Source organism: Nitrospira defluvii, assembly GCF_905220995.1.
GTDB lineage: Bacteria > Nitrospirota > Nitrospiria > Nitrospirales > Nitrospiraceae > Nitrospira_A > Nitrospira_A defluvii_C.
Genome location: NZ_CAJNBJ010000001.1, coordinates 1,456,929 through 1,476,128 on the forward strand (window position 1 = coordinate 1,456,929; position 19,200 = coordinate 1,476,128).

General features: G+C 56.8%; 23 protein-coding genes and 2 tRNA genes. 17 read left to right on the plus strand and 8 right to left on the minus strand.

Features of this window, described 5'->3' with window-relative positions:
* Positions 1-168 precede the first annotated feature (168 nt).
* Positions 169-540: a hypothetical protein gene (locus tag KJA79_RS07090; RefSeq protein WP_213041275.1), complete on the plus strand. Its 372-nt coding sequence runs from the start codon at positions 169-171 to the stop codon at positions 538-540.
* 37 nt (positions 541-577) lie between these two features.
* Here KJA79_RS07090 and KJA79_RS07095 read toward each other — a convergent pair whose 3' ends face one another.
* On the minus strand, positions 578-1,390 hold the full coding sequence (locus KJA79_RS07095; RefSeq protein WP_213041276.1) for a YdcF family protein: 813 nt from the start codon (positions 1,388-1,390) through the stop codon (positions 578-580).
* A 79-nt stretch (positions 1,391-1,469) separates the two neighbouring features.
* On the opposite strand from KJA79_RS07095, the gene KJA79_RS07100 reads away from it, so the two are divergent.
* A complete protein-coding gene (locus KJA79_RS07100; protein ID WP_213041277.1) occupies positions 1,470-1,955 on the plus strand; it encodes an EVE domain-containing protein in 486 nt (161 codons plus the stop codon).
* Between the two features lie 53 nt (positions 1,956-2,008).
* On the opposite strand, the gene KJA79_RS07105 is transcribed toward KJA79_RS07100, so the two are convergent.
* Positions 2,009-2,254, minus strand: a complete 246-nt coding sequence (locus KJA79_RS07105) for an ImmA/IrrE family metallo-endopeptidase (RefSeq protein WP_213041278.1) — start codon at positions 2,252-2,254, stop codon at positions 2,009-2,011.
* Positions 2,255-2,472: 218 nt separating this feature from the next.
* Here KJA79_RS07105 and KJA79_RS07110 point away from each other — a divergent pair, with 218 nt between their 5' ends.
* The 8 genes from KJA79_RS07110 to KJA79_RS07145 all read left to right on the plus strand — a co-directional run bounded on the left by KJA79_RS07110 (position 2,473) and on the right by KJA79_RS07145 (position 9,596).
* Positions 2,473-3,246 carry a PSP1 domain-containing protein gene (locus KJA79_RS07110; protein WP_213041279.1) on the plus strand — a complete coding sequence of 258 codons (774 nt, stop codon included), beginning with the start codon at positions 2,473-2,475 and terminating at the stop codon, positions 3,244-3,246.
* Positions 3,247-3,371: 125 nt separating this feature from the next.
* A complete protein-coding gene (locus tag KJA79_RS07115; protein ID WP_213041280.1) occupies positions 3,372-4,463 on the plus strand; it encodes a saccharopine dehydrogenase family protein in 1,092 nt (363 codons plus the stop codon).
* Between the two features lie 6 nt (positions 4,464-4,469).
* Positions 4,470-6,026 carry an L-piperidine-6-carboxylate dehydrogenase gene (amaB, locus tag KJA79_RS07120; RefSeq protein ID WP_213041281.1) on the plus strand — a complete coding sequence of 519 codons (1,557 nt, stop codon included), beginning with the start codon at positions 4,470-4,472 and terminating at the stop codon, positions 6,024-6,026.
* Positions 6,007-6,603: a VOC family protein gene (locus KJA79_RS07125; protein WP_246507470.1), complete on the plus strand. Its 597-nt coding sequence runs from the start codon at positions 6,007-6,009 to the stop codon at positions 6,601-6,603. The genes amaB and KJA79_RS07125 overlap by 20 nt, the downstream gene beginning before the upstream one ends.
* A 167-nt stretch (positions 6,604-6,770) precedes the next feature.
* The gene (locus KJA79_RS07130; protein WP_246507472.1) at positions 6,771-7,841 is read left to right on the plus strand and encodes a cytochrome-c peroxidase; all 1,071 of its coding nucleotides are present in this window, start codon (positions 6,771-6,773) and stop codon (positions 7,839-7,841) included.
* Positions 7,842-7,952: 111 nt separating this feature from the next.
* Positions 7,953-8,459 carry a DUF1264 domain-containing protein gene (locus KJA79_RS07135; RefSeq protein ID WP_213041282.1) on the plus strand — a complete coding sequence of 169 codons (507 nt, stop codon included), beginning with the start codon at positions 7,953-7,955 and terminating at the stop codon, positions 8,457-8,459.
* A gap of 51 nt (positions 8,460-8,510) precedes the next feature.
* Entirely contained in the window at positions 8,511-9,062 is a 552-nt protein-coding gene (locus KJA79_RS07140) for a DUF1264 domain-containing protein (protein ID WP_213041283.1), read from the plus strand.
* A 186-nt stretch (positions 9,063-9,248) separates the two neighbouring features.
* Positions 9,249-9,596, plus strand: a complete 348-nt coding sequence (locus tag KJA79_RS07145) for a c-type cytochrome (protein WP_246507474.1) — start codon at positions 9,249-9,251, stop codon at positions 9,594-9,596.
* 47 nt (positions 9,597-9,643) lie between these two features.
* Here the strand turns inward: KJA79_RS07145 and KJA79_RS07150 are convergent, their stop codons facing one another.
* From KJA79_RS07150 to KJA79_RS07170, 5 genes are all read right to left on the minus strand, one after another.
* Entirely contained in the window at positions 9,644-10,108 is a 465-nt protein-coding gene (locus KJA79_RS07150; protein ID WP_343224232.1) for a PilZ domain-containing protein, read from the minus strand.
* 2,243 nt (positions 10,109-12,351) lie between these two features.
* A tRNA-Lys gene (locus tag KJA79_RS07155) sits at positions 12,352-12,427 on the minus strand.
* Between the two features lie 49 nt (positions 12,428-12,476).
* A tRNA-Arg gene (locus KJA79_RS07160) sits at positions 12,477-12,553 on the minus strand.
* A gap of 66 nt (positions 12,554-12,619) precedes the next feature.
* Positions 12,620-13,228 (minus strand): YkgJ family cysteine cluster protein, encoded by a 609-nt coding sequence (locus tag KJA79_RS07165; RefSeq protein ID WP_213041285.1) that lies wholly within the window; start codon positions 13,226-13,228, stop codon positions 12,620-12,622.
* A 5-nt stretch (positions 13,229-13,233) separates the two neighbouring features.
* Positions 13,234-13,791 (minus strand): hypothetical protein, encoded by a 558-nt coding sequence (locus KJA79_RS07170; protein WP_213041286.1) that lies wholly within the window; start codon positions 13,789-13,791, stop codon positions 13,234-13,236.
* 296 nt (positions 13,792-14,087) lie between these two features.
* Between KJA79_RS07170 and KJA79_RS07175 the strand changes: the two genes are divergently transcribed.
* Positions 14,088-14,375: an HU family DNA-binding protein gene (locus KJA79_RS07175; RefSeq protein WP_213041287.1), complete on the plus strand. Its 288-nt coding sequence runs from the start codon at positions 14,088-14,090 to the stop codon at positions 14,373-14,375.
* A 102-nt stretch (positions 14,376-14,477) separates the two neighbouring features.
* On the opposite strand, the gene KJA79_RS07180 is transcribed toward KJA79_RS07175, so the two are convergent.
* Positions 14,478-14,750 carry a MoaD/ThiS family protein gene (locus KJA79_RS07180; protein WP_213041288.1) on the minus strand — a complete coding sequence of 91 codons (273 nt, stop codon included), beginning with the start codon at positions 14,748-14,750 and terminating at the stop codon, positions 14,478-14,480.
* A gap of 107 nt (positions 14,751-14,857) precedes the next feature.
* Between KJA79_RS07180 and KJA79_RS07185 the strand changes: the two genes are divergently transcribed.
* The 6 genes from KJA79_RS07185 to KJA79_RS07210 all read left to right on the plus strand — a co-directional run bounded on the left by KJA79_RS07185 (position 14,858) and on the right by KJA79_RS07210 (position 19,137).
* Entirely contained in the window at positions 14,858-15,259 is a 402-nt protein-coding gene (locus KJA79_RS07185) for a hypothetical protein (RefSeq protein WP_213041289.1), read from the plus strand.
* A gap of 173 nt (positions 15,260-15,432) precedes the next feature.
* Positions 15,433-15,990 carry a dTDP-4-dehydrorhamnose 3,5-epimerase gene (gene rfbC / locus KJA79_RS07190; protein WP_213041290.1) on the plus strand — a complete coding sequence of 186 codons (558 nt, stop codon included), beginning with the start codon at positions 15,433-15,435 and terminating at the stop codon, positions 15,988-15,990.
* Between the two features lie 208 nt (positions 15,991-16,198).
* Positions 16,199-16,651, plus strand: a complete 453-nt coding sequence (locus KJA79_RS07195) for a Fur family transcriptional regulator (protein ID WP_213041291.1) — start codon at positions 16,199-16,201, stop codon at positions 16,649-16,651.
* Between the two features lie 35 nt (positions 16,652-16,686).
* Positions 16,687-17,115 carry a rubrerythrin family protein gene (locus tag KJA79_RS07200; RefSeq protein WP_213041292.1) on the plus strand — a complete coding sequence of 143 codons (429 nt, stop codon included), beginning with the start codon at positions 16,687-16,689 and terminating at the stop codon, positions 17,113-17,115.
* Between the two features lie 108 nt (positions 17,116-17,223).
* Complete coding sequence (locus KJA79_RS07205) at positions 17,224-18,525, plus strand: heterodisulfide reductase-related iron-sulfur binding cluster (protein WP_213041293.1); 1,302 nt, start codon at positions 17,224-17,226, stop codon at positions 18,523-18,525.
* A 24-nt stretch (positions 18,526-18,549) separates the two neighbouring features.
* Positions 18,550-19,137, plus strand: coding sequence for a DUF3501 family protein (locus KJA79_RS07210; RefSeq protein ID WP_213041294.1), 588 nt, complete (start codon positions 18,550-18,552; stop codon positions 19,135-19,137).
* The last annotated feature ends 63 nt before the right edge of the window (positions 19,138-19,200 follow it).

Sequence of the window (19,200 nt, forward strand, 5' to 3'; positions counted from 1 at the left end):
AGGGACTGATTGCTCACGGGCCTGGTGTCCGAATGTCGTTGAGGTGATTAGCGGCGAAGCCCAACGGCGTTGTGCCGGCACCTATCATAGAGAACCCCCGAATCGAGGGTCAACCGCGCTGTGTGCTGGACTTGCTCCCCATGGACCGTTGGGGCTACTCTGTCGTCGATGCGTGTTTCCGGTCATATCATCGGGTTGTTGAAGGAATATATGGGGGATCTGGTCGAGCAGGCCAGACAGGAATCGTACGCCCATCAAGCCTTCGGCTTTTCCGCGCCACCGTATCAGCTGGATCATGCCATTGCCGATTTGCTGGCCATCTTGGATGACCGTATCGAGTCGGAGGGCGTCCAGGTCGGTATGCCCCTGGAGTTTCTGCATGAGATGTGGCGTCGTTGTAACGAGGCCCGCAGTCAGGTGATGGACCACGTGTGGATGGAGACGAACCTCGGTCCGCCTGGATCCTCCAAAGCTAGGATCCGGGAACTGACCTACGCGGCTCTCATCAAATATCTCGAGGAGGACTCAGTTGGGGAATGAGCGCGTGTGGTCAGCGGGCGCCATGCCATCGCCGGACTCACCATTTCCCTGCGAGCCAATAGACGAGGATGCCGATCACCTCATCGACGGCCTCTGTGGTGAGCAGTAAGGCGTTGACGGTTGGGATGAAGTCGAATAACGTCGCCCTCGCCCAAGCCTCCTGTGGCCGGTGCTGCGCTTCAAAGCCGCAGGCGACCGGCGTGACTACAACCCCCTGCTTCTCAAACAGGCCCACGGCGCGTGGCATGTGGTAGGCGGCGGTGACCAGCAGGATGCGTGCCGATCCAAGCATGGCCTTGGTCTCCAGGGCATTCTCGTATGTCGTGCGGGATTTTTCCTCGAGCCCCAGGGCGGATTCGGGGACGCCGAGATGGAGGGCCCATCGTTTCATCTCGCTGGCCTCGGATGGGCCGGTCCGGAAGACGGTGGCATCACCTCCCGTCAGCAGCAGCGTGGGCGCCAGGCCTTGACGCCACAATTCGGCCCCGCAGGCGGTCCGTTGGCGTGATGCGTCCTTGGCTTCGTCCGATGGCCGCAGTGATCCCTTGTGATAGATGCCACCTGCCAACACGACGATGGCGTCAAAGTTCGATTCCGAACCCGGGATGAACGGCGGATATCTCATTTCGAGGGCCCCAATGTACGTCGTGGCGAGCATAGGGGTTGCGGTGAGGAGTAAGAGCAGCACCGTGCAGAAGGCGAAGCGCCTGATCCGGGTTGTGCGCCTGGGTGTCACTGGGAGGCAGGCGAAGAGCAGGGTGAGGAGTCCTGCTACGACGATCCAAGACAGAGGATACAGGACATATTTCGAAGCCTTATAAACGCCATACCATAGCGGTGTTAGGGCCATAACCACTCCCAGTTGACTGACCGACAGAGGTTCAGCATACACGGAGGCAGTGGAGACACCAAGCCGTGAGGAGGAATTGATGGGTGAGGGACGTCAGTATTGGTTGATGAAGTCGGAGCCTGACGTGTTTTCCATCGACGACCTGGCCCGTTCGCCGAACCACACGACGTCGTGGAACGGGGTGCGGAACTATCAGGCGCGCAACTTTATGCGTGCGATGAAGCTGGGAGACCAGGTGCTGTTTTACCACAGCAATGCCAATCCGCCGTCTGTGGTGGGCATTGCTGAGGTGGTGAAGATCGCCTACCCCGATGCGACCCAGTTCGATCCACAGGATCCGCACTTTGATCCAGCCAGTAAGCCTGAGCAACCGCGTTGGGATGTCGTCGATATCCGGTTTGTGCACAAGTTCGAGACCTCGCTCTCGCTGGATGTGCTGCGAGGGCAGCCCAGGCTCAAGGGGATGGAGTTGCTGAGGAGGGGATCACGGTTGTCGGTTCAGCCGGTGCGGGCAGCCGAGTGGAATCAGGTTGTTCGGCTCGGCCGCGGTCGCGCCGACGGATAGGGCGACTGATTCAAATGGGTTGCGGAGAAGCGCTGCTGGGGGAGGAAGGCTGGCTAGCTACGGGCTTTTCCGTCATCGAGATAGCGGTGTTGCCAATCCAACCAGGCATGTCCGAGCTCATGGGCAAGTATGTATCGTCGGCGCGTGACAGGAAGTCGTTTGCGGATATAGATGACTTTGGCTTCGTTGTCCCAAATTCCATCCGCGTTTGCATCCTGCCGGTCCATCTCAGAGTCGGTCACCTGGCGGATCATGATGTGATAGCCAAATGGAAGGACGACTTTATTTGGTATTCGCACCGTATCCCTCGCTGTCTTCCCAATGGGCGTTTGTGCGCCCTGTTCCTGCTCCCGGATAGCCTAACACATTTCCCTTTTTCGCTTCCTGGTTAAAATGTCGATTAATATCAATCGGTTGTGTAATTTCTTCCAAGGGAGGCTTTGCTGGACACCCCAGGGCGACCGCACCGTGCCGGATCGTGAGGGGCCGTGCTTGAGGATTTCAATTGAACGCTTGGATGGTGTATCATCCGGCCATGGTCGACAAACTGCTTGCACAGGAACTGGCAACTCCCTATCCCTCGGTCGTGCGGATCGTGGGGGTGAAGATTCGTGATCGGGGAGAGGTAAAGAAGTTCGATGCTGGAGAAGCAGCGTTGGCGTTTGGGGATCGCGTATTGCTCGATGTCTCCGGCGAATTGACCTATGGAGTGGTGTATGGGGTTCCGCAGGTGACGCCGTTTATCCCACCCATGCGTGTGATGCAGCCGATTGTCAGGAAGGCCACCCCGGAAGATGCGGTGACCATCGATCGGTATGAGCGGCTGGCATCTGAAGGAATGAGGGCCTGCCGGGAGCAGGCGGCAGCACTTGGGCTCAGGATGAAGCTGGTCGAGGTGTTCTGCTCCTTTCATCGACGGCAGATGACCTTCGTCTATACCGCCGATGATCGCATCGACTTTCGCGAACTGGTTCGCGTGCTCGCGCGTCGGTTCGGAGGACGCATCGAAATGCGCCAGGTGGGAGTGCGTGACGAAGCGAGCCGATTGGGTGGAATTGATACCTGCGGCCTCGTGCTGTGTTGTGCGGCATTTCTGACAGAGGTCAAGCCGGTGACTGTGAAACAGGCCCGAGTCTTGGGGCTTCCGGTCGACGATCCCAAATTGCTGGGCGTGTGTGGCCGCCTCAAGTGTTGCCTGTTATTTGAGGCTATGGAGAGTCAGCCCATCCCGGCCTCGTCAAAGTGGTCCACCCTCATTAATCCTTCCCGTTCCCGTCTGGCTTCGTCCTAGTCTATAGGCCTCCACTCCGGTGTCTCGCACCGGTTCAAAAACCGGAACTCTGATTGTTCCGTGGTTTGCGCTCGGACCCCCTCGTGCTTTTCCCTCGAAAGAGTATAATCACTATGAGGTGCTGAATGCCTCAGGTACTTGTGCTCGGGGCCGGGAAGATCGGGTCGTTGGTTGCGGCGCTGTTGGCGACCAAGGGGGAGTATCATGTTCACCTGGCCGATCTCACTCTCGATGCCCCTAAGCGACTGATCGAAGAATTGTCTCTGTCCACGGTCACGCCGTGTGCGGTGGACGTGCGTCGTCCAGACTCGCTTGAAGACTATGTGACCTCCCATCGGTTTGATGCCGTTCTCTCCGGGCTGCCCTATTTTCATAATCCAGCGGTCGCCGAACTCGCACGGACCCATCACCTGCACTATTTTGACCTAACTGAGGACGTGGCCGTAACTGAGCGTGTGAAGCTGATCAGCGAAGGGGCTGATCGGGCCTTCATTCCTCAATGCGGCTTGGCACCAGGGTTTATCAGTATCGTCACCAACGATCTGATCGGCCACTTCGATTCCATTGACCATGTGAAGATGCGTGTCGGTGCGCTGCCGGTCCATCCGAGCAATGCGTTGAAGTATTCCCTCACATGGTCCACCGACGGGCTCCTCAATGAGTATGGGAACGCTTGTGTCGGAATCGAGGGGGGGCAGGAGGTCCGTCTGCAACCCCTGGAAGGGTACGAGACGATTGAATTGGATGGTCTGCTCTACGAGGCGTTCAATACGTCCGGTGGGTTGGGGACGTTAGCGGATACCTATCGTGGACGGGTCCGCACCATGAACTATAAGACATTGCGGTACCCTGGCCATTGCGAAAAAATTCAATTCCTCATGAACGATCTAAAATTGAATGAAGATCGGGACACACTGAAACGGATTCTGGAACGAGCGATTCCGCAGACACATCAAGATGTCGTCTTGATGTACGCCTCCGTGACGGGGACTCGGCAGGGCGAGCTCTTTGAAGAAACCTACGTCAAGAAGGTCTATCCGCGGACCATGATGGGACGTCTGTGGTCTGCGATTCAGGTGACCACAGCCTCGTCATTGTGCTGTGTGGTTGATCTTGTCATGGCCAGTTCACCGGACTATCGCGGCTTTGTTAGACAGGAAGACTTCCTCCTGCAGGATGTGTTGGACAATCGCTTCGGAGACTGCTTTCGCTCCTAGTAGATCATGACAACGGCGGAACTTTTCACGTCATTGGGCTTATCGCAGGAACAGCCGGGAGGCTGTTTCTCCTCCACCGCATGGACCAGTGCGGCGGGGGCGGGATTTGTGGAGTCTCGGAATCCGTCGAATGGCGCGGTGTTGGGTCGTGTCTGCGCGTGTTCCGATGCAGACTACACCATACTCGTCGACGGCGTGTGCCAACGGCAGCTCTCCTGGCGGCAGGTGCCGGCTCCCAAGCGAGGCGAGGTGATTCGATTGATTGGGCAGGCGTTGAGGGAGCACAAAGACGCTCTGGGGACGCTGGTGTCGCTGGAAGTGGGCAAGATCAAAGCCGAGGGTGACGGTGAAGTGCAGGAGATGATCGACATGGCGGACTTTGCCGTGGGGCTCTCCCGCATGTTGTATGGGCAGACCATGCAATCGGAACGCCCTCGACATCGGATGTACGAACAATGGCATCCCTTGGGGGTCGTGGGGGTGATTACCGCGTTCAATTTTCCCGTTGCCGTCTGGGCCTGGAACGCATTCATCGCCGCCGTGGCCGGCAACACGGTACTGTGGAAACCCTCGCCGAAAGCGCCGCTCTGTGCTCTGGCCGTGCACCATCTCTGCAACCGTGTGCTGGATGATGCCGGGCATCCCGGCGTCTTCGCGCTGCTCATCACGGATCGGAACGCCCTCGCAGATCGGATGGTTCGTGACGAGCGACTTCCCCTGATCTCATTTACCGGGTCTGTACCGGTGGGACGGCATGTGGCGGAAGTGGTCGGACATCGCCTGGGCCGCAGTCTGTTGGAATTGAGTGGGAACAATGCCGTGATTGTGGATGAGACGGCAGATCTAGAATTAGCCACCCGCGCGATTGTCTTCGGTGCGGTCGGGACAGCGGGGCAGCGCTGTACGAGTACCAGACGGGTGATCGTACATGAGTCGCAATATGAGCAGTTGGTGTCTCGACTCCGTTTTGCCTATGCTCAGGTGACGATTGGCGATCCCCTGATGCCTGATGTCTTGATGGGGCCGTTGATCGATGGTCACGCGGTGGCGAGGTATCAAGCGGCCTTGGATGCGGTGATTCAGGCTGGTGGGGAAATTCTTTACGGGGGGCATGTGTTGCCAGGCCCTGGACATTTTGTCCAGCCGACGATCGTGCGCGCTCAACACGATTGGGACATTGTTCAACAAGAAACGTTTGCGCCGATCCTCTATGTGATGACCTTTCAAACGCTGGATGAAGCTATCCACATGCAGAATGCGGTGCCGCAGGGGCTGTCGTCTGCCCTGTTTACCCAGCATCTTCGCCAGAGCGAGACCTTCTTGTCGGCCATGGGTAGTGACTGCGGAATCGCGAACATCAATATCGGTACGTCGGGAGCGGAAATTGGTGGGGCATTCGGCGGGGAGAAGGCCACTGGGGGCGGGCGCGAAGCGGGGTCTGATGCTTGGAAAGCGTATATGCGGCGGCAGACTACGACGATCAATTGGGGAACAGAGTTGCCGTTGGCGCAGGGCGTGAGGTTTGGGCGAGCGGAAGGAGGCGATGATGGAGCAATCCACTGAACTCGATGCCGTCCTGGCTCGAATGACCGCTGACTTTCTGGCACATAACAGTGCGGCTGAACTGCTTCGTCAGGCGCTGGATGAGATCGGGATCGGGTTTGTGCCGGTCATGGATCACGTGACCATCAGAACGACGGATATTGACCGTCGAGCGGAGGAGTTCGTTGGGCTGGGGTATGGGTATGATGAAACGATTCGCTATGAGGATTGGTACGCCAAGGTGTACAGGAAGGTTGGGTATCCGGCGCTTTTCGTCGATCAGGCTTATCCCGACGACCGCGGGAAAACCAGTATCATTCCTCGCTGGGTTGAAAAGTTCGGTGATCGAGTGTGGCACCATGTGGCGGTACGGGTCGAAGACATCGAGCATGCCATTCTCAAGTTGAAAGCGAGGGGCGTCGTCTTTTCAGGGGAGATTGTTGGTGCGCCTGGAGGCCCACTGAGGCAGATTTTTACGGCACCCGAGATGGTCGATGGCCAGCCCTTCTCAGTGCTGGAATTGGCCGAGCGGCATCAGGGGTATCAGGGGTTTCTTCCTCCGCAAGCGGACAGTTTGATGCGGTCTACCGTGCGTTGACCCCCTTGGTCAGAGCCTTCCTTTCTTCCCACCAGTGTGTTGCAACGGGCGTGTGGTTGCTGCACGTTGAGTCTCGACCGATTCCGCGAATGTGCGTACAATGCTCCCCTTAGCTGAATCGAGGTGATCGGTTCGTTTTGCTGCGAACTACACAGGAGGTCATTGATATGGTGCGAGTTGCCTTGCCGCTTCGAGCAATCACAATGCTGGTAGCTATCAGTGCGTTTGGAGGCGGTGACGGCCTCGTGCAGGCCTCGCCTTCCGGCCATGCTCCTCATGGCACGGTGACAATTGATGGCGTGACCGTCCCCGATATTGGTCCGCTGCCTGCCGTCGTTCCGGTTCCTTCCTCCAATCTGAATTATGCGGCGAAGATCGAGCTTGGGAAACAATTGTATTTCGATGGGCGTCTTTCCAAGAATAACGCCATTTCCTGCGCCTTCTGTCACAATCCGGGAACCGGCTTTGCGGATTCTCGGCAGACATCAATCGGAGTCGGTGGTGGGATTGGGGGGCGCCAGTCGCCGACGGTCTACAATACGGCATTCAACCATGTGCAGTTCTGGGATGGGCGGGCGCGCTCCTTGGAAGAACAAGCTATCGGGCCGATTCATAACCCTGTCGAGATGGCCGAAACGCACGAACACGTGGTGGCCAAATTGGGCAAGATCAAGGGCTATCAACAGCGATTTCGAGCCGTCTTTGGCACGGATGTGAATTTGCAGGGCATCGCTGAAGCCATCGCAGCCTATGAACGCACGGTCCTTTCGACGAACTCAGCCTTCGACAAATACATGATGGGGGATCAGAAGGCGATGGACGAGGCGGCTGCTCGAGGTCTTGCGCTTTTTAAGGGAAAGGCTCGCTGCATCCTGTGCCACAATGGGCCAAATTTGACCGATAATCAGTTCCACAATCTTGGCGTGCCCCAGGTCGGGCCGATGAAAGAAGACCTCGGCCGGTACAATGTCACTCGGGCGGAAAAAGACAAAGGCGCGTTTAAGACACCCACGCTGCGCAGCATTACGGAAACGTCCCCATACATGCACGACGGTGCGTTTAAGACGCTGGAGGAAGTGGTTGAATTTATGGATCAGGGCGGAGGGAGCAATCCCCATCTGAGTTCGCTGGTGCAACCCCTGCATTTGACGACAGAAGAAAAGGCCGATCTTGTGGCATTTTTGAAAGCGCTGACGGGGGAACCGCTCAAGTTCTCCATGCCGCAGTTGCCAAAATAAGTTGTGAATCCTTTTGAATGGCCATGACTCTCACGGCCAGATGCGTATGACGGATTGGTCTGTTCATGCGTCACATCGGTGCATTCCAACCCCAACCAGAGGAGGCCTCATATGTTTCGACATCTTTGCGTGCTTGGTGCGGGCACGCTGGCGCTGGCCATCGGTGGGCCCGTATTGGCGGCTGATATGAAGCCGGGTCCGGCCGACGGATTCGACATTCACGTGATGGCGCCGCATAAAATGGAAGACGGCTCGGTGGCCGGCCCGTTCCATCACTACTGTAAGGCCATCAAGCCTGAAGTCCTGCAGTGTCTGTTGTTTGAATCGACGGACCCGAATGCGGTGCTGACGGATGTGGAGTATTTTGTGGCGAAGCCCGTGTCTCGATCGGCGGTGCCGCTCGATGTATGGAATAAATTTTATCATGATCATGAAGTGGAAATTGCCACCGGTCGGGTTCAGGTATTGGATATGCCTGATGCGCAGGCTAAGGAAGTTGCGGCCGCCGCAGCCAAGACGGACGGCATCATTTTTCATTTGTGGCCGAAAGGCGCCAAAGCTCCGGATGGATCGGTCGGGCATCCGACCTCTGTGGGACACAAGCCGAGGACGGAGTAACGCTGTCGTTCACCAATGACTGATTCTTAGCCCCAGAGTAAGGAGGCCTTTATGCGAAGTGCGATTGCGATGATTGGGTTGTGCGCGGCTGTATTGACGGCGGCTGGTTGTGCGGAAACGTCGCACGAGATGAAAACTGCCTCTACTGCAGCTCCGGCTGCAGCGGCGAAGGCCATGCCGACTCCGGCGCAGGGCTATACTATTCACGTGATGGCGCCTCATAAGTTTGAAGACGGGTCGGTCCATGGGCCGTATCATCATTACTGCAAGCCAATTTCTCCAGAGGTGCTGCAATGTCTGCTGTTCGAATCAACCGATTCGAACGCATTGCTGACGGACATCGAATATTTCGTCGCTAAGTCGGTTTCCCGAGCTCATGTCCCGTTGGAGACATGGAATAAGTATTACCATGATCATGAGGTAGAGATCGCGACGGGGCGGGTTCAGATTCTCGACATGCCCGAGGCGCAAGCGAAGGAAGTCGCAGCGGTTGCGGCTAAGACAGATGGGATCATTTTCCACCTCTGGCCTGACGGGGCGAAGGCGCCGAATGGTGAGGTGGGGCACCCGCAGTCGGTTGGCCACAAGCATCGAACTGAGTAATCGAACGAGTCAATGGGCACAGGCGGAGAGGCCGAAGACGGTCGCCTCTCCGCCTGTGCCATTTTTAATAGGGACGGGGATGCCATGATGCGATTTGGACTGGTGTGTATGACCGCGGGAGTTCTAGGTGGCCTTACTGGTATCGGTTGGTCTGCAGATTCTGAGGTCCTGCGACCTCGTGTGCCGATGGATCAGATGGAGTCCGCTCGCGCCGTGACCAATCCCTTCCCTGTGAACCCTGATATGCTTCAGAAGGGCAAAGTGCTGTTTGAAGGGAAAGCATTCTGCCGGGCCTGCCACGGGGCAGATGGAAAGGGGTTGGGGATGGATTTGGACTATTCCACTTTTAAAGGGCCGCTCCCGAGGAACTTTACCGATAAGATGTGGCAGCAGGCGAGGACGGATGGTGAATTGTTTTGGATTTTGAAGAATGGAAGTCCCGGTACCGACATGGCGTCCTTCATTCCGTTGATCTTGACCGAAGAGGAAGCCTGGCAGGTTCTGATGTATGTTCGATCGTTTGGTAGGCAATGAGCTGTAGGCCTGGCACTTCTGTGGCGGTCTTATGGGGAAGATGGGAATCAAAGACGGTGGGGAGATAAGAACCGCCTGAGACGACTGCGATCTTCAGCGGGAACCCGCAGGAACTCAATGCCGAAGCAATGCTCGCGAACCCAGCGAATGGCCGCGAGTTCAATGACCAGGGCACGAACATGGTCAGGCAGCAGCAGGCGTGCGGTGACGTAACTGCCTTCCAGGACCCTACGCTCACACTCGATCAGGCACCCTGTCTCCGACAGGTTGTGGATCAATCCCTCTCCAATAAACGGGGCGCCGGCGAACATGATCGGACAGCTCATTTTCAGGCGATCGTGGGATCGCTGAAAGGTAAGGGCAGTTGTTGCCGCGAGGGGGTGGCTTTGTGACTTGAGTAATGATGACGAATCTGAGCGCATGAGTTGCAGTGTACGGCGTGGAAAGACAAAACAACATCCCTGCCTTGGAGGGGAGTGTGTCGAGCAGGTGGGGTCGCTCCTTGGGGGCATCAACTGCTGCTGGCGTGGTCCTCAGGGAGCGTCCTCGGGTGGAAGCGTAGAGTCGATGGTGACAGGACCGGTATTGCCAGGGGAACCGGCTGCATCATGCCAGATGCAGTTTCGCAACCCGCGACGCGCGGATCGGCGCATGAGTCCAATGCAGCGGGGGCAAGTGAGAGAGGCGCACGACTCTATCGGAAGCGGAGGGCGACCACGAATATCAGGAGCGCTCATGTCCGGACCTGTCTATTGTCGGGCATATCCCTTTGGCGACACGTTCGTCGGAAGAGCCGCATAGGTGTAGATCGCACTTCGCCGCGTTTGCCTCAGACGCAACACTCGGGCTCGATTGGGATGAGTCGCAATTCAAAACGCCTACAGCGGGACTGGAGCGCACGCTCCTCTTGGCTGCCCGAAACGGTGTGCCGGTTGAACCGGTTTACGGCTGGTGTGTGAGTGTTCGTCACTCCTGCCACCACACCAAACGGATTAGATAAATTCCCGCCACATAGGTTCCTGCGATGAAGATTGCCCAGAGCATGATGTGATCCTCCCACTTGCACTGAAATGATGGTTGCATCGGATGACGTATTGTTTCCTGCAAGAAGCAACTCGCATACCACTGAAGCCATTCTGCCCATCTGGTGAGGATGCGACAATTTCTTTGAGTTGCAAGGCAACGTATTTGCCTTCCCGGCTGTACTTCACTCGGAGTGTGCTGGGGGTGTATCCGATTCGATAAAAACGAATCGATTTGGATAAAGTTGCAGAGTCTGAATGTGATCCGTGGGGGAAATACTATGGAGCTCAATCGAGGTGTTAGGTGAGGAAGGCTTTGGCGCTGTCCGTTGCTGCGACATGCGTTGACGGTTGTTCGTCAAGCGGCACGGTCCTGTGTAAGACCGTCTCTCTAAGGCGCAATGGAAATCAGGCTCAATGCGCGAGCAGGAGAGAGCCCAACAATGCGACGAGTACCATGAGCAAGGACATGAATAGACTAAGTGCGGCCGGAAGATCCCTTTTCATCGTGTGAACATGCCCTCAGGGGCTATCTTCTCCGTGCTCATGCGGTGGCAGATTAGGATTACTTCTGTGCGTCGTGCGACCGGGAGGTACTCAGCCGTCGTTCGACAGCGAGGGCAGCAGCAGTGATGGCATAGCTGCACTCTTCGCAGGAGAAGAAGCCTCCTGTGGGGATTAAGCTGTGATGTCTGCAGCGGGGACAGTCATAAATTTTCATTGCCAAGCTCCTGCATTAGTGACTGATCTTCGGCGATTGATGAGGTTGAGTCGACGACTCTCGGAATTTGCATGCGTAACTGGGTGATCTTGCAAAGAGAGCGAGCGGGTAACCAATTGTGAAGAGGGGCTAGTCCGTACATCGTTGCGAACTTCGCAGTTGACGCAGCCCAACGACCTTTTCGCTGATAAACTCGATGGACTGGTCGGGCGCAGGATGCCTTTCGCATCGTGGACATTTCACGGATCATCCTTCCGATCTGCGTCGGCTTGCACGAAGCCACAGGAGGGAGGCGGGTGAAGTGGGATATGCCACTCCACTCGCTCCGTCCTGCGGGTCCATTCACGCTGTTCCCGGACTGATGGGTAAGGTCAGTGCCGTAACGCCGTCTCGCGAGGGACATAAACGAACTGTTCAGTTCCTGGTCGCGTAGAGGGCGGAACAGGGTGAATTCATGCATATGATATGAATTCTCAAAATCAGTATGCCTATCATTCGAGATCCTGGGAATGTTCACTTTCCTGAAGTTGAAAGAATTGGGAAAGTTCTGACCAAGGCGATCGGCAGTCCCTGCCGATGCTGGCCGGTGTTGAAGGAAGGGCGAACGCCCAGGTAGAAAATAGGGCGGGCGTTTCGACGGAAGGATTTAGGAATTCGAAAGCCGACGGTAAATCGTGCTCCCCTGGAGACTATATGACCTTGCTGGCTTCGAGAGCGATTGCCCTGGATAGGAGTGACAGAATGATTGATTATTGGCCCACAACAACGGTGAACCGATGTGGGAACGGTATCTTGGAAAGATGTTCACTCGAGCTTTCGCTAGCCAAAAGTTCCATTTATTCGAAGCCAACCTGATTTTGGGGTCACCATGCCATGCGGATGCCGAATGAGAATCGCCGCTGGGACGATGTGCTGGATGGAGAGTTTGAGAGAGTTTGGCACCAACGGTGGAAATGAAGGGGATTCGGCTGGGCGAGAATCGCAAGCACTTAAAAAGGTGAAAGGAAAAAAATGGTGGGCCGTGTAGGGGTCGAACCTACGGCCCGCTGATTAAGAGTCAGCTGCTCTACCAACTGAGCTAACGGCCCCACCGGTGTGCACTATGTGTATCGAACTCGATGTGCCTGACGGAGCGATTGGTGCGCCTGACAGGATTTGAACCTGTGGCCCTCAGCTCCGGAGGCTGATGCTCTATCCAGCTGAGCTACAGGCGCCCCTGTCGATCAGACCAGGCACATTAGCATAGCGTTTCTGTGTCTGTCTAGGGAGTTGTCAGGGGCTTAGAGGAATCCGTATGGCAGGAGGAGTTCGTCGCCAGCTTGGAGATGATTCTGGCCTACTGCAGATAAGGCGGCCGCTTCATTCTCGGCCAATCGGACCGACTCTGCCTGGAGGCTAGGCGAGAGGCGGATAAGGGGAACGGCAGTTTGAACGGTGCAGGCGCCCTCAACCATTCCGTTGGACTCAGTTGGAATTCCCATGGTGCGACATGTGATCGGGCGAAATGCATAGACGTGGCAAGTGCCATTTTCTCCGAGGGCGGGACAGGGTAGGTGTGCGAACTGCTCGACCATCGCATCGATGGTCGTATCGGCCCATGCATCGAGGCAGGGTGTTGAGCGGAGCCTTGGGTAACTCGCTTCGATCACGCCGATCTGATGCGTCGCGCGCGCGACGATGGCCTCTCGTTGCGCGGGGGGCAGGGTGTTGAGACCAAGCCGCAACTCTTGGGCGTCAAGGCGGGTGATGGGGAAGATGCCGACACAGCAGTTACAACAGCCGCGGCCGCACGGAATAGCCTCGAGAAGCGAGGCGCGCGCGCGACGGAACCAGCCAGACGCTTCTTCGAATATGGAGAGGCGGAGTGGGGAGGCCGGATCCGTCCCCATAAGCCCTACTCCTCGGGTAGGGAAAGATCGACGATGAGTTCTCCCTTAGGAGAGAAGAATCCTTGACGATCGATCTGGACGATGCCGTTGCAGTGTTCCTGGAAAAACTCCAGAATCCAGCCATTAAAATCGTAACCGTCTTCCGTGATATCCGCCTCAATCATGCGCGTGGTGAGAATGAAGCGCGCCCGAGTCACGTGTTCCTGAGCAAGGCTGGCCTCAAGGTCATCGTGGGAGGAGAGGTCCTCCCGGAACTGCCGCTGTTCCTGTTCGAACAGGTCTTGATACGTGCCGCGATCCCGTACGCAGAACACCTGAATGGGCTTGCGATCGCGCGCATACCCCAAAATCACCTGAACCCATGCCCAGTCATCCAGCATGGCGTCGCTCATATCAGGAGGAAGGATCGGCAGTTGTCCTCGAGATTTGAGAAACTCGACGAGTAGCCGCAGAGGAGGGGCATTTTCATTCTTGCAAAAGACCCGTGAATAAATGACCGCCTCCGGCGCGGTGCCTTCCGCCGGTTGGGCTGTTGAGGGAAGTATGGGAAGTTCTCTGGCCATGAAGACGCCTCGTGACGCTGAGTGATACGCTGACTATCGAGTTGTCAGCGTACTCTACTCTCTGGTCTGTACCACGCGCAAGGGCGTGCATGGTGCTTCTCGCCAGTCTGGACGCGCGTGCTCCGCATAGCGGCTCTTGACAGCCCCCAGGGCTTTGGATACACTCTCGCCCTGTTTTCGGACTGATTCTGCAGACCACGCGCAGATTTCCGGCTCCACCTCTGTACGTACGAGTTTATAGATCGCAGCCCGCACAAGTCAGTTCACTTTCATTCGTTGTTCAAAGGGAGGAACGCATGGCCAAGTCGATGACGAAATCGCAGATTGCTGACCATCTTGCTGGAAAGGCGGGAATTACGAAGAAGACCGCGGTCCAACTCCTGGACGATTTTGCCGCGCTTGCCTATCGAGAAGCGAAGAATGCTTTCGTCGTCCCCGGCATCGGAAAGTTGGTCCTTGCCAATCGGAAAGCGCGCATGGGCCGGAATCCGCAGACCGGTGAGCCCATCAAGATTCCCGCCAAGCGCGTGGTGAAGTTCCGGGTCGCGAAGATGGCCAAAGATTCGATCCTCGGAAAGAAGTAAGCAGCCCGTTCCTCTGCCGACTTACGGGCCGGTGCTTTCCGCGGGAAAGCACCGGCCCTGCTTTTCCTACAGGTTTGCCGGTGATCCGGTGGCGCACAACCCCTAAAACGACGGGGCCAGCCCGCTTCCTCCGGCACCGTCGTGCCCCACAAAACGAACCGCATCTCCATCCTGTACGATCGAATCCTCGCTCGCGATCCGCTTGTTGATCGTAACCAAGACCTTTTTTTCACGTAAGAGTTGGAGCATGTGGCGAAGACCACGGCCCTGCCGCTGAATGACCTGGCGGACCGTAACCGGAGCAGGCAGTTCGCAGGCCAAGTCCCGCTCCCCATCCGTGGTCTGGAGTTGTCCCATGAGGGTGATGGTAATCATGCGTTGTGAATCCTCCGTCGACGATGTATCACGCAGTGTTGAGGGGAGCATTCCGTAGAGTTTTGCAAAATTGACTCGCTTTGGCAGCCGCGTCTAATATTACCACTATGCAATCCCTGAATATCCAGCGTCCCGGGATGCCGGATCTCCAATTCGTGCTCGTCGTGTCCGCACTATGCACCTCCGGGTTGGAGACGCTGAACGTACCGGAAGAGCTCCGCCGGAGAGTCTTTGATGCCTGCTGGGCCTTGGTCAACACCGATCCTCCCCCCGTCACTCAGGCGGAGCGAGTGTTGGACCTTCGGTTTGGTACGGAGTTGACGCTGGATGCGCTTGTGGCGACGATTCGCCAACTCTTTTCGGAAGCGGGAATTGCAACGTTGACATGGGATCATGCGCCCAGCGACCCCACACGTCCCAGCAGCCCGGCTGCAGAACCACTCATTGACCGGTTGCACAAATTGTATCCGGATCCGCCTCCGAGCTCAGATCCTTCCAACCATAACTGACCATCTGTTGAACATCTGAGAGTCTTGATCAGGATGTTCACCACGATTGCCGCTGAGCGGTTTCCTTCCCAGAGCCATGGTCCGTGCGGCGGTCGCCGAATTTTTCTTCGATCGAGTTTTCACGTTGGACGAGATCAGGTATGATGGCTACTGGCTCTGATTCCGGAGGTGTCATGCGGATTCTGCCGACGCCGCTTAGCGGTCTGTTTCAAATCGAGCCCGATGTCTTTGGAGATGCTCGGGGGAAGTTCGTCGAGATTTTTCGTGAGTCGCGCTATGACGCGGCGGCGATCGAGAAGCCTTTCGTGCAAGACAATTTTTCCTGGTCCGTGCGTGGCACGTTGCGGGGGCTCCATTATCAGCTCGGGCGTCCCCAGGGCAAGCTTGTCACAGTCGTGAAAGGCTCGGTCTACGATGTGGCGGTGGATATCCGGCAGGGATCGCCGACCTTCGGGCAATGGTATGGGGTGGAATTGTCGGATACGACGATGCGGCAACTCTACATTCCGCCCGGGTTCGCCCACGGGTTTTGCGTACTCAGTGAAGAGGCCGGGTTCCTGTATAAGTGTACCGATGTGTATTCCCCGGCCGATGAGCGGGGCATTCTGTGGAATGATCCGGAACTGGCCATTTCCTGGCCCATCACCACGCCGCTGCTTTCGGCAAAAGATCAGGCGTACAAGTGCCTCGCCGATATGATGACGGAATTGCCACGCTACTCCGGTCGGTAGCCTGAACAGCGTTTTTTGCCGGACCGACTTTTTCACAACTCTCCGTCGTGCGAGCTCTCGACCCTCGATCCGAGGGAGTGGTTCCTTCACCCGTGCTTGGTTCACTCCAGGCGACGCTCCTCCTGGCACTTCCGGGGCGAGCGCGCGTCTTGCCGTGCGATAGAGCATCATGCTATGTAGGAATCATTCCTGTCTAGGTATCAATGCCATGACGCTGCATCCGCAGGAAATCGAGGCCCGCTTTCGTCGACACGCAGTTCGTGTGACGCGTCAGCGAGCGGCCATCTATGCCGCGTTGGTCGAGACTGGTAGCCATCCCACTGCCGACGATCTGTACCGGATGGTGACGCGGCAGCATCCGGCGATGTCGCGGAATACGGTCTATTACACCCTGGGGGTGTTGCGGAAAGCCGGATTGGTGCAGGAAGTCAACGTCGGGCACGAGGTGGCGCGGTTTGACGGCAACGTCACGATGCATCACCACCTTATCTGTGTGCAGTGCGGTCGGATTGAGGACGTGATGGACCAGGAGCTGGATCAAGTGAAAATCTCAAACCGGCGGGCCAAGGGATTTCACGTTCTCGGACATCGCGTTGAGTTTCACGGCTATTGTGCGAGTTGTCGAGAGGGCAGGCGGGATGCGTCACCGTCGCAGGGATAAGTAGCAACAGCATCCATTCATGTAAGGAGGGCAGCATGGGAAACAGTTTGAAGGGCACCAAGAGTCATGAAAATCTCAAGCACGCGTTTGCCGGTGAATCGCAAGCCAACCGGCGATATCTGTATTTTGCGCGCCGCGCCGATATTGAGGGATACCCCGACGTCGGTGGATTGTTCCGCGACACGTCCGAGGCGGAAACAGGCCATGCCTTCGGACATTTGGACTTTCTGAAGGAAGTCGGTGATCCCGCGACCGGTGTGCCGATCGGGAATACCGAGGCCAATTTGAAGTCTGCCATTGAAGGCGAAACATACGAGTATACGCAGATGTATCCGGGCATGGCCAAGACGGCGCGTGATGAAGGCTTTTCCGAATTGGCCGAGTGGTTTGAGACGTTGGCCAAAGCCGAGCGGTCCCACGCCAACCGGTTTACCAAGGGCCTTGATAGCTTGAAGCAGCAATAACCTCCCTCCAATGTCGGCCATGGGCGTGTCTGGGGCAGGATGGGGGGTGCGGGATACCACCGGCCGCGCATCCTGCCTCGGTCGACTCAGGGACAAGGATTTCCGTCCGTGAAAGAACTTCGCCTGCTCCAACCCATCGATCCGTCGACGCTCGAACAAGAAACGCTGCGAATTTACGATGTGTGCGATGGCTGTCGTCGCTGCTTTAATCTTTGTCCATCCTTCAATACGTTGCTGGATCGGATCGATGAGTACGAAAGCGATGTGGCGAGGTTGACCCCCGCGGATCATCACCGCGTCGTCGATGAGTGTTACTACTGCAAACTGTGCTTCAACCATTGCCCTTACACGCCGCCGCATCAATATGGGATCGACTTTCCGCTCTTGATGGCAGTGTGGAAAAAACGGTTGGCAGCGGAACGAGGCACCAGGTGGCGAGACTGGTTTCTGACGAGGACCGACTTGCTGGGGCGACTGAACAGCGCGTTTGCGCCGTTGGTCAATTGGGGGCTTGCGCAGGGGTGGGTGCGCGGGCTCATGCAGTCTCTTCTGGGAGTGCACCGTGAGCGCCAGGTATTGCACTATCAGCGTGAGACATTTGTGCGGTGGTGGGGGCAGTGGGTGAGAAGCCGCAAGCCGGCGACGGGAAAGAAGGCGGCGTTATTTGCCGGCTGTTTGGTCAACTATCAGGCTACCGATGTCGGTAAGGCGACCGTGCAGGTCCTCGAAAAAAACAATGTCCATGTGGAGTTGCCGGACCAGTCGTGCTGTGGGATGCCGACGTTTGATATCGGGGATACGGCGGCGATGGTTGCGGCGGCGGAACGAACGGTCGCGTCCCTGAAGCCGTGGATCGACCAGGGCTACGATGTTGTGGTCCCTACCCCCAGTTGTAGCCTGATGATCAAGCGTGAATATGCCAGTCTTCTGAAGGGAGACGCCGCCCAGCGCGTCGCAAATCAGACATACGACATCTGCGAATACCTTATGAAGCTTAAGCGCGAGGGGGGACTTTCGACGGACTTCACCAGGAATCCAGGCCGGATTGCCTATCAGATGCCCTGTCACTTACGAGACCAAAACATCGGCTTCAAATCCAAAGAATTGATGGAGTGCGCCGGGGCGAAGGTCGAGCTGATAGAGAAATGTTCCGGCCATGATGGATCTTGGTCGGCCAAGACGGAATTTTTCCCGCTGTCGATGAAAATCGCACAGAAGGTGGTCCGTCTGGTGGAGCAGGTCCCGGCAGACCTGGTTGCGTCCGATTGTCCGCTGGCGGGTCTGCAATTGGACCAAGCCGGGGCGGCCGCCCATGTCGGAGGAAGGTCCACACGGCATCCCGTTCAGATTGTCCGTGATGCCTATGGGTTGCCGAGTGATCCGCCGGCTTCTTCGGTTGGGCACAGATAAGAGAGGGAGCGTGCGAGGAACGTCATGATGCAACCGCTGACGCAGGCTGATGTAGTGGGTTCGGACGAGTACGAACGACAGCGTGAGCCGTATCGGCAGAGCATTATTGAGCTCAAGCGTCGCCGGCGGATCTCTGTGGGTGATAAACTCACTCTCGTCTTCGAGAATCGCGAGACCTTATGGTTCCAAGTTCAAGAAATGATCCGGGTGGAACGTATCGTGGATCCGCAGAAGATCCAGGAGGAGTTGGATGTCTATAACGCCCTGTTGCCTGCTCCCGGTGAGTTGAGCGCGACGCTCTTGATCGAACTGACGGATTCGAACACGATGAAGCAGTGGCTCGATCTTTTTATGGGGCTCGATCATGGCGAGAAGGTCGAGTTGCGAGCTGGGAGCGAAGTGATCTACGGGGAATTCGAAGGCGGGCATAGCCATGAGACAAAAATCAGCGCGGTGCATTTTGTGCGATTCCGTCCGACTTCCGCTATGGTTGCCACCCTGGCCGACCCAGCCGCACGCGTAGCTCTGTCCGTTCATCATCCCGGCTACGATGCCGAAGTCGAGGTCCCATGGATCATGCGTCAGGAGTGGTTGGCTGACATGCAGGCATGAGTGTCGAGTTTTAATTGTCAGTTTTAAGTCAGGATTCATTTATAATCACCGCATTCACCAATC

What these genes read in the sequence shown, in the direction of transcription:
- KJA79_RS07210 (WP_213041294.1), top strand. Translation starts at nt 18,550, where the DNA reads ATGATGCAACCGCTGACGCAGGCTGATGTAGTGGGTTCGGACGAGTAC.
- KJA79_RS07180 (WP_213041288.1), bottom strand. Translation starts at nt 14,750, where the DNA reads ATGATTACCATCACCCTCATGGGACAACTCCAGACCACGGATGGGGAG.
- KJA79_RS07125 (WP_246507470.1), top strand. Translation starts at nt 6,007, where the DNA reads ATGATGGAGCAATCCACTGAACTCGATGCCGTCCTGGCTCGAATGACC.
- KJA79_RS07115 (WP_213041280.1), top strand. Translation starts at nt 3,372, where the DNA reads ATGCCTCAGGTACTTGTGCTCGGGGCCGGGAAGATCGGGTCGTTGGTT.
- KJA79_RS07130 (WP_246507472.1), top strand. Translation starts at nt 6,771, where the DNA reads ATGGTGCGAGTTGCCTTGCCGCTTCGAGCAATCACAATGCTGGTAGCT.
- KJA79_RS07175 (WP_213041287.1), top strand. Translation starts at nt 14,088, where the DNA reads ATGGCCAAGTCGATGACGAAATCGCAGATTGCTGACCATCTTGCTGGA.
- KJA79_RS07170 (WP_213041286.1), bottom strand. Translation starts at nt 13,791, where the DNA reads ATGGCCAGAGAACTTCCCATACTTCCCTCAACAGCCCAACCGGCGGAA.
- KJA79_RS07090 (WP_213041275.1), top strand. Translation starts at nt 169, where the DNA reads ATGCGTGTTTCCGGTCATATCATCGGGTTGTTGAAGGAATATATGGGG.
- KJA79_RS07100 (WP_213041277.1), top strand. Translation starts at nt 1,470, where the DNA reads ATGGGTGAGGGACGTCAGTATTGGTTGATGAAGTCGGAGCCTGACGTG.
- rfbC (WP_213041290.1), top strand. Translation starts at nt 15,433, where the DNA reads ATGCGGATTCTGCCGACGCCGCTTAGCGGTCTGTTTCAAATCGAGCCC.
- KJA79_RS07145 (WP_246507474.1), top strand. Translation starts at nt 9,249, where the DNA reads ATGGATCAGATGGAGTCCGCTCGCGCCGTGACCAATCCCTTCCCTGTG.
- KJA79_RS07185 (WP_213041289.1), top strand. Translation starts at nt 14,858, where the DNA reads ATGCAATCCCTGAATATCCAGCGTCCCGGGATGCCGGATCTCCAATTC.
- KJA79_RS07200 (WP_213041292.1), top strand. Translation starts at nt 16,687, where the DNA reads ATGGGAAACAGTTTGAAGGGCACCAAGAGTCATGAAAATCTCAAGCAC.
- KJA79_RS07135 (WP_213041282.1), top strand. Translation starts at nt 7,953, where the DNA reads ATGTTTCGACATCTTTGCGTGCTTGGTGCGGGCACGCTGGCGCTGGCC.
- KJA79_RS07140 (WP_213041283.1), top strand. Translation starts at nt 8,511, where the DNA reads ATGCGAAGTGCGATTGCGATGATTGGGTTGTGCGCGGCTGTATTGACG.
- KJA79_RS07095 (WP_213041276.1), bottom strand. Translation starts at nt 1,390, where the DNA reads ATGGCCCTAACACCGCTATGGTATGGCGTTTATAAGGCTTCGAAATAT.
- KJA79_RS07165 (WP_213041285.1), bottom strand. Translation starts at nt 13,228, where the DNA reads ATGGGGACGGATCCGGCCTCCCCACTCCGCCTCTCCATATTCGAAGAA.
- amaB (WP_213041281.1), top strand. Translation starts at nt 4,470, where the DNA reads ATGACAACGGCGGAACTTTTCACGTCATTGGGCTTATCGCAGGAACAG.
- KJA79_RS07195 (WP_213041291.1), top strand. Translation starts at nt 16,199, where the DNA reads ATGACGCTGCATCCGCAGGAAATCGAGGCCCGCTTTCGTCGACACGCA.
- KJA79_RS07110 (WP_213041279.1), top strand. Translation starts at nt 2,473, where the DNA reads ATGGTGTATCATCCGGCCATGGTCGACAAACTGCTTGCACAGGAACTG.
- KJA79_RS07150 (WP_343224232.1), bottom strand. Translation starts at nt 10,108, where the DNA reads ATGCCCCCAAGGAGCGACCCCACCTGCTCGACACACTCCCCTCCAAGG.